Annotated in this window: 14 protein-coding genes; 4 read left to right on the top strand and 10 right to left on the bottom strand. The window is 44.5% G+C overall.

Going from position 1 to position 14,539, the window contains the following annotated elements:
• Window positions 1–62: 62 nt before the first annotated feature.
• Window positions 63–1,331: an O-acetylhomoserine aminocarboxypropyltransferase/cysteine synthase family protein gene (locus HMPREF9331_RS07820; protein WP_016420436.1), complete on the top strand. Its 1,269-nt coding sequence runs from the start codon at window positions 63–65 to the stop codon at window positions 1,329–1,331.
• Window positions 1,332–1,636: 305 nt separating this feature from the next.
• On the opposite strand, the gene HMPREF9331_RS07815 is transcribed toward HMPREF9331_RS07820, so the two are convergent.
• The 10 genes from HMPREF9331_RS07815 to HMPREF9331_RS07770 all read right to left on the bottom strand — a co-directional run bounded on the left by HMPREF9331_RS07815 (window position 1,637) and on the right by HMPREF9331_RS07770 (window position 11,409).
• Complete coding sequence (locus tag HMPREF9331_RS07815; protein ID WP_016420435.1) at window positions 1,637–3,820, bottom strand: S9 family peptidase; 2,184 nt, start codon at window positions 3,818–3,820, stop codon at window positions 1,637–1,639.
• A 113-nt stretch (window positions 3,821–3,933) separates the two neighbouring features.
• The gene (gene rpmA / locus HMPREF9331_RS07810; protein ID WP_009641095.1) at window positions 3,934–4,197 is read right to left on the bottom strand and encodes a 50S ribosomal protein L27; all 264 of its coding nucleotides are present in this window, start codon (window positions 4,195–4,197) and stop codon (window positions 3,934–3,936) included.
• A 43-nt stretch (window positions 4,198–4,240) separates the two neighbouring features.
• Window positions 4,241–4,852 (bottom strand): 50S ribosomal protein L21, encoded by a 612-nt coding sequence (rplU, locus tag HMPREF9331_RS07805; RefSeq protein WP_009641097.1) that lies wholly within the window; start codon window positions 4,850–4,852, stop codon window positions 4,241–4,243.
• A gap of 154 nt (window positions 4,853–5,006) precedes the next feature.
• On the bottom strand, window positions 5,007–5,267 hold the full coding sequence (locus HMPREF9331_RS07800; protein ID WP_009641155.1) for a hypothetical protein: 261 nt from the start codon (window positions 5,265–5,267) through the stop codon (window positions 5,007–5,009).
• 78 nt (window positions 5,268–5,345) lie between these two features.
• Window positions 5,346–6,305, bottom strand: a complete 960-nt coding sequence (locus HMPREF9331_RS07795; RefSeq protein WP_009641106.1) for a ribonucleotide-diphosphate reductase subunit beta — start codon at window positions 6,303–6,305, stop codon at window positions 5,346–5,348.
• 68 nt (window positions 6,306–6,373) lie between these two features.
• Complete coding sequence (locus tag HMPREF9331_RS07790) at window positions 6,374–6,955, bottom strand: hypothetical protein (protein WP_016420434.1); 582 nt, start codon at window positions 6,953–6,955, stop codon at window positions 6,374–6,376.
• 214 nt (window positions 6,956–7,169) lie between these two features.
• Window positions 7,170–7,574 carry a hypothetical protein gene (locus tag HMPREF9331_RS07785; RefSeq protein ID WP_009641131.1) on the bottom strand — a complete coding sequence of 135 codons (405 nt, stop codon included), beginning with the start codon at window positions 7,572–7,574 and terminating at the stop codon, window positions 7,170–7,172.
• A gap of 173 nt (window positions 7,575–7,747) precedes the next feature.
• Window positions 7,748–8,833 carry a DNA polymerase III subunit gamma/tau gene (gene dnaX / locus HMPREF9331_RS07780; protein WP_009641133.1) on the bottom strand — a complete coding sequence of 362 codons (1,086 nt, stop codon included), beginning with the start codon at window positions 8,831–8,833 and terminating at the stop codon, window positions 7,748–7,750.
• Entirely contained in the window at window positions 8,830–10,722 is a 1,893-nt protein-coding gene (locus HMPREF9331_RS07775; protein ID WP_016420433.1) for an ABC-F family ATP-binding cassette domain-containing protein, read from the bottom strand. Before HMPREF9331_RS07775 ends, dnaX begins: the two co-directional genes overlap by 4 nt.
• A gap of 93 nt (window positions 10,723–10,815) precedes the next feature.
• Entirely contained in the window at window positions 10,816–11,409 is a 594-nt protein-coding gene (locus tag HMPREF9331_RS07770) for an NAD(P)H-dependent oxidoreductase (protein ID WP_016420432.1), read from the bottom strand.
• A gap of 207 nt (window positions 11,410–11,616) precedes the next feature.
• Between HMPREF9331_RS07770 and HMPREF9331_RS07765 the strand changes: the two genes are divergently transcribed.
• The 3 genes from HMPREF9331_RS07765 to porT all read left to right on the top strand — a co-directional run bounded on the left by HMPREF9331_RS07765 (window position 11,617) and on the right by porT (window position 14,537).
• Entirely contained in the window at window positions 11,617–12,960 is a 1,344-nt protein-coding gene (locus HMPREF9331_RS07765) for a DUF5723 family protein (RefSeq protein WP_016420431.1), read from the top strand.
• 143 nt (window positions 12,961–13,103) lie between these two features.
• Window positions 13,104–13,838: a bifunctional demethylmenaquinone methyltransferase/2-methoxy-6-polyprenyl-1,4-benzoquinol methylase UbiE gene (ubiE, locus tag HMPREF9331_RS07760; protein ID WP_016420430.1), complete on the top strand. Its 735-nt coding sequence runs from the start codon at window positions 13,104–13,106 to the stop codon at window positions 13,836–13,838.
• 6 nt (window positions 13,839–13,844) lie between these two features.
• Window positions 13,845–14,537 (top strand): type IX secretion/gliding motility protein PorT/SprT, encoded by a 693-nt coding sequence (porT, locus tag HMPREF9331_RS07755; protein WP_016420429.1) that lies wholly within the window; start codon window positions 13,845–13,847, stop codon window positions 14,535–14,537.
• Window positions 14,538–14,539: the final 2 nt, after the last annotated feature.

Genomic DNA, 14,539 nt, shown 5'->3' with positions numbered 1-14,539 from the left:
AAAAAATACAACCGTATTTAGAAACAGAATTTAATCATTGTAATAGAACAAAATATAAAAGTATGACGACTTTCAAACAATCAACCAATGCGCTACATGCGGGCTATGATGCGCAAGCCAACCAAGGCGCTCAGGCGGTGCCTATCTATCAGACAACATCTTATGTATTTAAGAATGCGGATGATGCAGCAGGGAGATTTAACCTTTCAGTTCCTGGATACATCTATACAAGACTAAACAACCCTACCAATGATGTATTGGAACAACGCTTAGCGGCTATAGAGGGAGGGGTAGGAGCTGTGGTAACCTCCTCAGGAGCGGCTGCACTTACGACAACTTTCCTTACGCTCTTGCGCACGGGGGATCATATCGTATCGTCCAACAGTCTCTATGGAGGTACTTATAACTTGCTCAATGTAACCTTGCCACGCCTTGGGATTACCACAACCTTTGTAGATCCTAAGGAGGTAGCCAACTTTGACAAGGCGGTGAAAGAAAACACCCGTGCTATTTTTATAGAGACATTGGGTAATCCTAAGTTGGATGTGCTGGATATAGAGGCGATTGCCAAAGTGGCTCATAAGCACAAAATTCCTTTGATTGTAGATAATACAGTGGCTACCCCTGTGCTGCTGAATCCTATCAAACATGGGGCTAATATAGTGGTACATTCCCTTACCAAATATATAGGAGGCAATGGTACCAGCCTTGGAGGAGCGATTATAGACGGAGGAAACTTTGACTGGAGTAGTGGTAAGTTCCCTGAATTTACCGAGCCTTCTGCGGGGTATCATGGGCTGGTGCTACACGAGGCTTTGGGTAACCTAGCTTTTGTGGCAAAGCTACGTATAGAGGGCTTGCGCGATTTGGGAACTGCTCTGAGTCCATTCAATGCCTTCCAGATTTTGCAAAGCCTTGAAACTCTTCCTATTCGTGTGAAGAAACATAGCGAAAATGCATTGGCTCTTGCCAAGTGGCTTAAAGCACAGCCTGAGGTGGCTTGGGTGAATTACCCAGGGTTGGAAGATAGCCCCTATAAGGCCTTGGCAGACAAATATCTACAAGGAGGACAGAGTGGTTTGGTTACCTTTGGTCTCAAAGGAGGCTTTGAGGCAGCCAAAAAGACGGTTAATAATGTAAAGATCTTCTCTCTGTTGGCTAACTTGGGTGATACTAAATCGCTTATCATACACCCTGCTAGTACAACCCATCAACAGCTTAGCGAAGAGGCACAAGTACTCACCGGGGTAACCCCAGACCTTATCCGACTTTCAGTAGGATTGGAGGATATAGAGGACTTGCAACATGATCTTAAACAAGCATTTAAGTGAAAAGTGAAGAGTGAAAAGTGAAAAATGAAGAGTGAAAAGTGAAAAACGCTGTTCACTCTTCACTTTTCATTAAATAAGGGGTGCTCCTATGGAGTCACCCCTTATTCGTATTAAATTATGAAGAAAATTGATTTTCAAAGTTTTGTGATGTAAGAGCTACAAGCTCTATGAATGTGGGCACGAGCTGCAAGCTCGCGCCAGCATGAGGCGATGTATGAGCTATAAACTCTATGGGTAGGCATGAGCTGCAAGCTCGCGCCAGCATGAGTATTGTAAGATGCAATAAAGAGCATCTCTAATAAGTGCTACAGACTTGCACCAGCTGTAGTGTCAGCATTTTCTTGAGTGGGTTGAGGCTCTGTATTCTCAGGTTGCTCTACATTGTTTTTGAGAATGAAATCTACGATGATTTTGGTCAAGTGGATAGATTCATTGCCGAGGACGTTATGTTCCTGATTAGGGTATAAGAAGGAGTGAATCACTTTGCCTTCGTTAATAGCCGCTTGTGAAATGGTGAGCATGTGCTGAGGTACCACAATTGGGTCTATATAACCATGGATATAGAGGATATTGCCTTGTAGGTTCTTAATATAGTTGGTTACAAGGTTGTCCTTGTAGCCTTCAGGGTTTTCCTCAGGGGTATCCATATAGCGTTCGCCATACATAACCTCATAGAATTTCCAGTCAATCACTGCGCCTCCTGCTATTGCGGTAGTGAAGGTGCCAGGCTGGCGGTACATAAGGGAAGAGGCGAGGAAGCCTCCGAAGCTCCAGCCATAGACTACCATACGCTTGCTATCTACATAAGGGAGAGACTTGAGGTATTCTACACCCTTCATTTGGTCTTTCATGGCATATTTGGCTAAGTCGCGGTGTATCACACTTTCGAAGGCGAAGCCGCGATTCTCGGAGCCACGGTTGTCTAGCGTAAAGATAAGGTACTGCTCATTCTGAGCCATGGCGAGCATCCAAGGGTAGGTAGCACCATTCCATTGGTTAATTACCAATTGGTCATGTGGGCCTCCATACACATACACCAATACAGGGTATTTCTTTTTGGGGTCAAAGTCGCGTGGTTTTACGATTTTTCCATAGAGCGGAGTGCCGTTGTCGGCCTTGAGAGTTACAAACTCTACAGTACCTACATCATAATTTTCCAAGGGGTTAGGTGCTTGGTAGAAAGTTTTGGAAGCTCCTGAGGCTACCTCTACCATGGAGACATTGTAAGGGGTCTTTAGAGCACTGTGGATGTCTAAGAGGTAACGGCCATTGCTGCTAAGGAGCGCAGAGTGCGAGCCAGCCTTAGGGGTAAGGCTTCTTACGGTACCTTTTTGGATATTGACACTATAGATATGTCGGTCACGAGGGTCTTCGCCTGTTCCTTGGATAAAGACATTTTCTCCATTTTCGTCAAAGCCTAAAACCTCCTGTACGACCCACTTGAAGGCAGTGAGTTGGCGGAACTTAGTGGAGCTAGTATTGCCTAGGTAAAGGTTCATAAAGCCATCTTTTTCGCTTAGCCAAACAAACTCATTGTTGCGGTTAGGGATAAAAAGGGCAGGGGTTTCTGGTTCTACCCACTTGGGGTTGCTTTCCTTCCAAAGGGTTTGTATCTTTTCTCCTGTTTCTCGGCTATAAGTATTGAGGTTGTAGTGGTCTTGGCTACGCTTTACTTCGGCTAAGAGGATTTGTTTTTCGTCGGGCGTCCAAGCCAAATTGGTCAGGTAGTGGGCGTCTTGGTTATCTACCTTGAGGTAAAAGGTGGTTTTGAGTCTTAGGTTAAAAACCCCGATTTTAGCGATTTCGTTTTTGGATCCCGCCATAGGGTATTTGATATTCTTCAGTGTAGCGGGAGTAGTGTTGATATCTACCAAGGGATAGTCCTGCACTTGGCTCACGTCCTTGACATAGAAAGCGATGTAATTGCCCTTGGGAGACCAGAAGATCCCCCCCTGAATACCGAACTCATTACGGTGGATAAATTGGCCAGAGATGATATTTTCGTCTTTAGAAACAGCGATAGGGAAGCGAGGGTCGCTCTCGGTAGCCAAGAACAAGTTATTGTCCATGGTATAGGCGATGGCTTTCTGCTGGTGGTTATAGACCCTATTTTCTGCTTTTTCAGGAATAGTGATAGAGAAGATAGGTCGCTCGATCAGATAATCATAGATGTAGAAGTGATCGGAGGTTTCCACTACTACCTGATTGCCGTCAATATAAGTGATGTTGGGGAAGCCCTCAATCTTATACGTATCGGATAGTTTTTGTAGGTTAATCGCCCCCACTTGGGCGCCTTTGGTGTCAAAGATCGCTAGGTTGCCGTCCTTGAAATAAGTGTAAGTGTCGGTGCCTTGTATCCATTGTAGGTAGTACAGGCGCTTAGTCCATAAGGCTCCGTCGTAGGTAGCCTTATCAGTTGCGATGGTTTGCTTTTGGGCGAGCGCAACAAAAGACAAGCACAAGGCGAGTAAAAGTGTTATTCGTCTCATCTTTTTTGATTTGGAGCACAAATATACGTTTTTTTAAGCGAAAAAAAAAGCAATAAGGTTTAAACTTATTGCTTTTTTTAGATTAATAAAAAGAAGTTATTCTTTTCTGCTCCTTATGCTTCTGCGAGTGGTTCAATAGAAACAAAGGATTTGTTGTTCTTTTTCTTTTGGAATCTAACGATTCCGCTTACAGCAGCATGGAGTGTATGGTCTTTTCCCATATATACATTTTCTCCAGCGGCATGTACTGTACCTCTTTGGCGAACGATGATGTTACCAGCTACAGCGAGCTGACCTCCATATATCTTTACGCCAAGTCGTTTAGAGTGAGATTCTCTACCGTTCTTAGAACTACCGACACCTTTCTTGTGAGCCATGTTATCTGAATTATTAATGCTTGATCGTCAAGCGGTTATACAATTATTTTACGATACCTCCGTTGAGTTCGTCTTGCCATTTTTTGAGTTCGTCCCATTTTCCTTCAGCAGCGAGCTTAGCTTGTTGCGCCCAAGTCTGTGGGTCAAGGTGAGCTAAGGTTTTGCTAGCTTCTACTAGGATGGTGCGAATCTCTTCTACGGATTTCTTAGACAATTTCTCAAAAGTATTTACTCCTGCTTTAGAGAGTGCTTCAGCAGCTTTAGGGCCAATACCTTCTACTTTAGTGAGGTCGTCTTTAGATTTTTTAGGTTTACTTTCTTTAGCAGGCGCTTTCTTTCCGCCAGTGGCAAGGATTTCGCTAATCTGGATTTCAGTAAAGAATTGACGGTGTCCATTTTTTACTTTGTACCCTTTGCGTCTTTTCTTTTTGAAAACGATTACTTTGTCACCCTTTACGTGGCGTAGTACTTTGGCTTGCACAGAAGCTCCGTCTATGGTTGGGGCGCCGATGGTAATTGCACCGTTTTGGTCTAAAAGAAGAACTTTGTCGAAGATTACTTCGCTTCCTTCAGCGTCGTCTAAGCGGTGAACAAATACTTTCTGGTCTTTGCTAACTTTGAATTGTTGCCCTGCCATCTCTACAATTGCATACATATTCGTTTGCTTTTTAATTAAACAATAATTGGGTGCAAAAGTAATACTTTTTTTGGAAAGGGCAAAATTTTTTCGAAGAAAAAATTAAGTGAAAAATGAAAAGTGAAGAGTGAAAAGTGTTGGTTAGGGGGAGTTTTTCACTATTCACTTTTCGTTATTCATTTTTCCAAAGAAAACGGCGCTCGGCGGTGGTTTCGCCTACCTTTACCTTATTAATATGAGTGAAAGTTACAAAAGGGTCAGCTTCGACAAACTGGAGTGCTTTCTTGATACAATAGTCTATCTTGTAGGCAACGGCTATACATACACGATGGTTGCCGACTAAGCCCATAGCCATATAGATGTATTCGCCAAGGGTGAAATAATCGGTGTCAATGAGCTGAATTTCTTGGGTGATTTCTTTACTGTAATTCATATATTAAGTGATTAGAGAATAGTGAAAAATGAAAAGTGATTATTCACTCTTCATTTTTCACTATTCGCTTTTTATTTTTTAGAATAGGTCGTTAGCGGTGATGCTCTTGTCGTGCTTGGTGTAAGCGGTGGGTCGCTTGGCGAAGAAGTCATCGAGTTCGTTGACGAATACTTCTTCCTCAAACCACAACATAGGGGCGGCCTCCTGAGCGGTGATACCGAAAGGCTTGCCGAGATCCAATTGGGTCAAGGCATCATCAAGGCGGTAACGCATATAGTTGGCCAAATCTTTCTTGGTGAAGAAAGAGAGTTCGCCTTCTTCAAAAATCCAGTCCAACATCTTGTCTTCCAATAGGATATAGTCGCGAATAAACTGGGTAGCTTCTTCCTTGGCTTTGGCACGGAAGTCAGGATTTTCCTCGAATATGGTTTTGAGGATGTAGATACCCGCATTGGCATGTACCTGCTCGTCAATAGACGTCCAAGCGATGATATTGGCCACATTCTTCATGTACCCTTTGAAACGAGTGAAGGAGAGAATGGTAGCAAACTGGCTAAATAGAGAAGCGTTCTCTATAATTAAGGTAAAGAAAAGGATACGCTCCATGGCGTTTTCCCTGTTTTTGGCTAGATATTCCTTGAGAATTGCATTTCTTTCCTTGAAGATAGGCACTTCCAAGAGTGTTTCGAACTCATTGTTGTAGCCCAAAACCTCCAAAAGACGTGAATAGGCCTCGGAGTGGCGGAACTCACATTCGGCAAAGGTAGCGCCTAAGCCGTTGAACTCAGGTTTGGGGAAGATGTCATAGAGGTCTCCCCAAAAAGTTTTTACTGCAACTTCCACTTGGGCAATCCCCAAGAGGGCGCGCTTAACGGCTTCTTTTTCTACCAAACTGAGGTTGGACTTAAAGTCCTGTATGTCAGCGGTAAATTCTACTTCGGAGTGCACCCAGAATGTTTGGTGCATCATATCCACGAATTTCATGACTTCTGGATACTCAAAGGGTTTGTAATTTTCCCTTTTGTCAAATATTCCCATGTTTTTTAATGATTAATGACCAATGACCAATGACTAGTGACTAATGACTAGTGACCAATGATCAATGATTAGTGATTGATAAATAAATATATCATATAGACTATAGCAGCAGCGATAAAGAGATAGAAATACCATTTGAGAAAGTCAAAGGGACTTTTTTTGATAAACAGCGTATCTCTTTTGTCGCTGGAGGCTTGTTCTTTTCTGTTGGTGGTTTGTGCGTTTTTCTTAGGGGTGTAACCTGCTTTGGCTTCCATCTCCAAAACGGCCTTACGGAAAGCCTCACGTACCTTTTTGACCTCTTCGGGTGCATTTTCCCAAACGCAGGTATATTGGTTTCTGACGCGCTCCCACATAGGGTGACCTGGGGTAACCTCTTCCCTGTGATTGCCTTTTTGGTAAAAGAAATGTACATTGGAGCCGTCGGGGTCAGAGGAGGCACTGATGCTCTCATAAGTGTCGCTATAGCGGGTTTTGGCCTGAGCGACAGCAGCTTCAAGGTCGGTTAGCTTGCCTAAGAAAAAGTCATCAATGATGTCCTTGGCTTCTTTGAGACCTATATGAGTGGTGTCCTTCAGGAGCTTTACTGCGGCGAGCTTGTTGCCCTCATGGACGAGGGAGTGGATTTGGTCAATATCGGTTTGTGTCATAGTGAAAAATTATGTGCAAAGTTAGGGTATTTGATAAGGTTTTCCAAGAGAAAAAAGAGACAAGGTGCTAAAGGCTTATAAACAAAAGAGTTATTTTTTCAACAGAGAATTGTTGATAAGTAGTCAGTAGTTGTAGGGGCACGAGCTGCAAGCTCTCGCCAACGGAGGAATAGTGAAGAATGCTTTTCACTCTTCACTATTCGTTATTCGCTCTTTAGAATTGTAGTCCTAATTCTTGGACGAAGGTCTCGAGGAAAGGGTTTTGCTCCTTGAGGGCGTTGTACTTCTCTTCGAGGGTGTAGGGAGTGGCAGCGACAGCGGCGGCTCGGTTGAGGGTGATCTCCATGGTGATATGGTGGTTCTTGAGCTGCTTGTGAATATAGGTGAGCAGGCGCTGCTGGTGAGAGCGGATGTCTATATCGGCTATGTTGCTGCTGACTTCTATGTGAATGATGTCCTTATCAATAGCAGGAGTGGTCTTGCCTAAATAGCTAATGAGTAGGTGTTCGCCCCGCTTGTCCAAGATGGTGAGCATGTTCTGCCATACACGATCGAAATCCTCCTTGGTATAGTTCTCGGCAGGGAGGTCTTGGGAGGATAGGTTGTGGTCATCGCGCACCTTGGCAGCTTCGCGCTTGAGCTGGATACTCTTAAGGGAAGTGGCCGAAACACTATGGGCAGGCGGAGTGGTTACAGGGGTGGGTGTGACTGTGGTAGTGGTAACTTGTTGAGGTTGAGTAGCTTCTGTCTTGTTTTCCTTAGGGGTGTCCTTGTGGAAAACACAGACAGGGATTATATATCCATCATTTTTTTTTTATCCCCTTCAAAGGTCAATGAGGCTAATTGCATAAGGGCGAGCTCAACCAAGAGGCGCGGGGTGCGACTTGTCTTATACTTAAGGTCGCAGTCGGAGGCAATCTCCAAGGCGCGTACCAAGAAAGGAAAATCGCACTTGGCCGTTTGTTCGGCGTACTTCTTTTGGGTTTCCTCACCCACTTCCATAAGGGCGATGGTCTTGTTGTTCTTACAAACCATCAGGTCGCGGAAGTGTCCTGCTAGGCCAGATATAAAGTGTTGTCCGTCAAAGCCATGTGCAAGAATGCTGTTGAACTCTACCAAGAGTTGTGGGATATTGTTGGCGACAATCAGGTCGGTAATTTTGAAATAAGTATCGTAGTCCAAGACGTTGAGAATCTCGGATACGGCTTGTCGGGTAATGGTATCTCCGCAGAAGCTCACCACGCGGTCAAAGATAGAGAGGGCGTCGCGCATGGCGCCGTCGGCTTTTTGGGCGATGATCTGTAGGGCTTCGTCCTCGGCCTTGAGGCCTTGTTCGCCAGCGATATACTTGAGGTACTCGCGGGCATCACTAATGGTGATGCGCTTGAAGTCAAAGATCTGACAGCGAGAAAGAATGGTAGGAATCACCTTATGTTTCTCGGTGGTGGCCAAGATAAAAATGGCATGAGCGGGTGGTTCCTCCAGCGTCTTGAGGAAGGCGTTGAAGGCCGCATTGGAGAGCATGTGCACCTCGTCAATGATATATACCTTATACTTACCTACTTGGGGAGGGATACGCACTTGCTCGATGAGGGAGCGGATGCCCTCCACACTGTTGTTAGAAGCCGCGTCCAGCTCAAAGATATTGAAAGCAAAGTCATTATCCCCTTCGGTAGGGGTGGTTTTCTCATTGATTTTCTTGGCTAGAATACGGGCGCAAGTGGTCTTACCTACCCCACGAGGGCCAGTAAAGAGTAAGGCCTGTGCGAGGTGGTCATTGGCAATGGCATTCTCCAGGGTATCGGTGATAGCCTTTTGTCCCACAACATCACGGAAGGTCTGTGGGCGGTATTTGCGGGCGGAAACGATGAAATTCAATTGTTAATGATTAATGAAATTTTCTCCCATTCCTCCATAAGGGCATCTAGCTGGTTTTTTTTCTGGCCGTACTGCTCCATAAGAGCGGGGGAGGGGTTGGCTTGTATTTGTTTGTCCATTTGGGCGATCTCGGTTTCAAGGTCAGCAATTTGTCGCTCTACTTTGCTGAGCTGGTTAGTGAGCTTCTTACGCTCTTTTTGTTCTTCATAGGAAAGGGTCTTTTCCTTTTCTACTACTACCTCTTTTTTGACCTCTTCACCCTTTTCTATCTCTCGGAAGGAGGAGACGGCTCTTTGTTCCAAATAGAAATCAATATCGCCGAGATACTCCTTGATTGTATGGTTCTTGAACTCATAGACCTTGTCGGTAAGGCCAGTGAGGAAGTCACGGTCGTGGGATACGATGATGAGTGTTCCTTCGAAGCGCTGGAGTGCCTGCTTGAGAACGTTCTTGGAGGCGATGTCCAGGTGGTTGGTAGGCTCGTCCATCACCAGTACGTTAAAGGAGGAGAGGAGCATTTTGGCCAAAGCCAAGCGATTGCGTTCGCCCCCTGAGAGTACTTTTACTTTCTTTTCTACCTCATCGCCACGGAAGAGGAAAGCACCGAGTATATCACGTACTTTGATACGGTTGGAGTCATTGGCTGCATTGAGCATGGTATCCAAGAGGGTGAGTTCGCCGTCCAAGTAATGGGCTTGGTTTTGAGCGAAGTAGCCTATTTCTACATTGTGCCCCAAGCGGATAGAACCCTCATAGGGAATCTCTCCTATAATCATCTTGGCCAAGGTTGTTTTCCCCTGTCCGTTTTGTCCGACGAAAGCTATCTTGGAGCCACGTTCTACCAGTAGACTTACGTCCTTGAGTATCAGCTTGTCATCATAACTCTTGCTGACATGGTCAATCTCCAAAACCACTTTGCCAGGTTGTTGAGAGAGGGGGAAGCGAACGGACATAACCGCTGTTTCCTGCTCATCGACCTCAATGCGCTCAATACGGTCTAATTTCTTTATCAAAGACTGTGCCATAGAGGCTTTGGAAGCCTTGGCACGAAACTTATCGATGAGTTTCTCCGTTTGCTGGATCATCTTCTCCTGATTCTTCTGAGCGGCGAGCTGCTGGGTAATCATTTCCTTACGTAGCTCCAAGAAAGCCGAATACGGCTTGGGATAGTCGTAGATACGACCAGCGACAATCTCAATGGTACGGTTGGTGACATTGTCCAAGAACATTTTGTCATGCGAGATAATCACCACGGCGCCAGGGAAGGACTTGAGGAAGCCCTCGAACCAGATGATAGATTCAATATCGAGGTGGTTGGTCGGCTCGTCCAAAAGGAGAATGTCATTCTTTTCCAAGAGGAGCTTGGCCAACTCTATACGCATACGCCAGCCCCCTGAGAAGCTATCGGTCAGGCGAGAGAAGTCCTCCTGCGAGAAGCCCAGTCCAGAGAGGATGCGCTCGGTGTCACCTTTATAAGTATAGCCTCCATGAATTTCGTACTCATGGGTCACATCGTGCAAGCGGATAAGTAGGTCGTTATAGCTCTCACTTTCGTAATCGGTGCGAGTTGCTATCTCATGGTGGATGCTATCCAATTCCTCTTCAAGGCGCATAAGCGTAGTGAAGGCCTGATAAGCCTCCTCAAGCACTGTACGGCCTGCAACAAAGTCGATATCTTGTTTTAGGTAACCAATCTTTGCGTTTCGCTCCAGGGCAATAGTACCCGTATCGGGAGGTAATTCCCCTGAGAGCATCTTGAGCAAAGTGGATTTTCCAGCGCCATTTTTGCCAATAATCCCCACGCGATCGCCGCCGACGAGCATAAAAGCCACATCGGAGAAGAGGGTTTCCCCTTGGAAAGAAATGGATAAGCCACTAACATTCAGCATAGTTGTATGATGTATAAGAGAGGGGGCAAAAATACAAAAAATAAGTGAATAGTGAAAAGTGAATAGAGAAAAACTCTATTCACTCTTCACTTTTCATTCTTCACTTTTCACTACATCTGTTTTTCTCTTTTTAGCAGTATGGTCGGGTTGGTTGGCGTCATCGGGGTCACGGTAGCCAATAGCCACAGCAAAGAGGGTGCGATAGCCGTCCTTGGGTAGGTGCTTGTCGTACTCGGCAGGAAGGATGCCCTCCATAGGAGTAGAGTCGATTCCCATAGAGGCACAAGCGGAGAGGAAGTAGCCCAAGGCCACATATACTTGGTGTCCCATCCAAGCCTCCACATGAGCATCGCCTTGGCTTTTGATATACTGCTTATAGAAAGCAAAGCCGCCTTCTGAGATATAAGAGGGTGCTTCTTGTTCGAAACGGGCAACACTGTCTAACACTCTAAAGATGACAATATGGCTGGCGAGTTTCACACGCTCCTGATTTATCAAGGAAAGAGGCGCAAAAACCTCATTCTTACGCTCATTACCCACGAAAACAAACTGCCAAGGTTGGCTGTTAATGGAGGAAGGTGATAGGCGGAGGATTTCCTTGAGTTGGTTAAGGGTATCTTCAGGGATACGCTTCCCGTTATACATTTTAGTGGTATAGCGATTTTGTGCAATGGATAAAAAATTCATAGGATATGATTTTTAGGTATGCACAAAGATACGAATTTTAATTGTTAATTATCAATTGTTAATTGTTAATTGTTTGGATTAACCACATATATACTGATGTCTGACTGCTGGCTTTTGGAAATTGTTAAAAGTTAAATAATGACTAATTATAGATAATTAAATATTATTTTTGTACTTTTGTCCCTTGAAAAAAATGGATAAATTGTTATGAAAAAAATTCTTCTATCTTTGTTGGGCTTGATAGCCTATGAGGGTATGGCGCAACAGTCCTTTGCAGGGCTTAGAACGAGTACCTACGGGGGAGCACTCTCCACTATTTCTAACCCAGCACATGCACTATGGGCGCGCCCTTGGGACGTGAACCTCTTGGCTCTAGATGTCAATTTAGGCAACAATGAGATGGGCTTTTCCTTTGACTTGGAAAACTCTTTCAAGAAATTTACGGATAACCTTGCTAACTCAAAAGCAATTGATGCAGGGTTGAAAGTGGATGTGTTAGGACCTTCTTTCATTGTGCGTGTCAATAAAAGGAATGCGGTAGGGCTTGTTTCCCGCTTGCGCCTCATGGCAAACACTACCGGTATTGATGCCAATGTACTACAAGCACTTGTAGATAGCAAGGATATGAATCTCTCTAGCAATCTAAGTAGCTACAAGCACCTAAATGGTATCTCCGATATGAATGTGTTGGCCAATGCCTTTAGGGAAATAGGGGCAGTATGGAGCTATACTCTCATGAACGATGGTTACAATATTATCCGCTTGGGTGCAGGTGTGAAATTTGTACAGGGTACTGGTAGCTTCTATATGGGCTTCAAGGGGGCGAATGCTAATAGCTTTTCATTGGGTAAAGATGCCAATGGAGATCCTATACTCCACGTAAATGATGCTAAGGCTGAAGTGAGAAGTGGCGGCTTGGATGTGCTTGGCTCACCTGACATCTTTGCTACTTCTGCCTCTACCGTAGCAGCTGACTTAGGAGTAATCTACGAATATAGCGAAGATGGCTGTCCTAACTGTGACGGACATATTCCTTACCGCTTTAAAGTAGGAGTTGCTTTGCTTGATTTAGGAAAGCTTAACTATACAACAAATAACAAGTCCTACCGTTATAACTTGGTAAATAAAGATATTAACCTCAACGATATTCAAAAGTCATTGGATCTAATTCCACGACCTGAAGAACTTGGAGGTACTTCTTTCGATTCTTCCTTGCCTACTACCTTGAATATCAATTTAGATTACCGTTTCGTAGATGGCTTCTATGTTAATCTTTCCAGCCAACTCAATATGGTGTCAAAGAACGAGTATAATGCACGTTATGCTAATGACTTTGTACTTACTCCACGCTATGAAACACACTGGGGTGGTGGTGTATTCGGAGCATTCTTGCCTATTAGCTATAACGAAGTATCAGGCTTCAATACAGGGGTAGCACTTCATGTAGGCCCACTAATCTTTGGTTCTCGTAGTGTCTTTGGTAACCTCATAGGCTCCTCTAAAGAACTCAATGCTTTTGTAGGTCTCCGATTTGGAAATATCTATCAATAGTGACTAATGACGAGTGACTAGTGACTAACGGCTAGTGACAAGTGACTAATGATAAGTGACGAATCATTTTTGAATGATATTTGTCACTAGTCATTAGTCACTTGTCATTATTTATTTGTATCTTTGCACCTCAAATAGAACGCATGCAAGCAGAGATAGTAACCCCTGATAAGCATTCAGATAAGGGGAAGAAAGAACAAGTACAAGAGATGTTTGACACCATCTCTCCCTCCTACGATGGGCTGAATCGTGTGATGACCCTACGAATGGACATCACTTGGCGCAGGCGTGTCAGAGAAAAAGTGGCAGAGGTGAAGGCTGGCACAATTCTTGATGTGGCTACAGGAACAGGTGATTTGGCTATAGAACTCTCTAAGATCGCAAACGCACATATCACAGCAGTGGATATATCCCAAGGTATGCTCTCGGTAGGGGAACAGAAGGTCAAGACATTGGGACTATCGGAGCGTATCACCATGCAATTGGCCGATAGCGAGCATCTACCCTTTGCCGATGGCAGTTTTGACGCAGTAACAGTATCCTTTGGAGTACGTAATTTTGAGAACCTCCAGAAGGGACTTTCCGAACTTAGACGTGTGTTGCGCCCAGGAGGCAGATTGGTCATTCTGGAAACCTCGGTACCTACCCGCTTTCCCTATAAGCAGGGGTATAAGTTCTATACCAAGTTTGTCGTACCCCTAATGGGCAAGCTGCTGGCCAAGAACCAGAATGCTTATGCCTACTTGTCGGAATCAGCGGCAAAGTTTCCTTTTGGGAAGCAGTTGGCCAATATATTAGAGAGCGAAATAGGCTTCTCTCGAGTTAAGTTCTATCCACAATTCTTAGGAGTAGCTACCATATATGTAGCTGATAAGTAAGAGATTATGAAGAGAATACTACTATTTATATTATTATTACCTTCTCTGATGGCAGCCCAGCCGATTATAAACTTGGAAGATTTTGATTATCAGAAATTCCAATGGGGCTACTATTTTGGGCTAAACACCATGGATTTCCGTATGGACTATGAGAAGTTTGACTACAATGACGCGAGTAAAACAGACATACAGACCCAAAAATCTTACGGGTTCAATGTAGGGCTGACGGGAGATTTGCGATTGGTAGATCACCTTAGTGCACGTTTTGAACCAGGGCTGATTTATAACAAACGTCAGCTGGACTTTCCAGGGTTTGTACAAGAGCGTTCGCGCTATAGGGAAGTAGTCTCCACTTATATCTATATCCCTGTGCTGCTCAAGTATGGATCTAAGCGCTGGGATAACTTCAAGCCTTATGTAACAGCAGGGGCTTCTATGACACTGAACCTGAGTGCCAATAACAAATCCAGAGAGGACAATGTAGAAGGGAAGTTCAGGGTAAACCCCACTATATTCTTTTACGAACTCGGTTTTGGGATAGACCTCTATACGCCCCATTTTCGCTTTACTCCCTCCATACGCGGGCTGTTTTCTATCAATAACGAGCTCATACATGATAATGATCCCAATAGCCCTTGGACAGGTAACCTAAGAAGTATCTACACCAGAGCAGTGATGATCAACTTAACGTTTGAATAAAC

Source organism: Capnocytophaga granulosa ATCC 51502 (assembly GCF_000411115.1).
Lineage (GTDB): Bacteria > Bacteroidota > Bacteroidia > Flavobacteriales > Flavobacteriaceae > Capnocytophaga > Capnocytophaga granulosa.
Note: the sequence above shows the minus strand (reverse complement) of the source record. Positions and strands in the feature narration are given on the sequence as shown.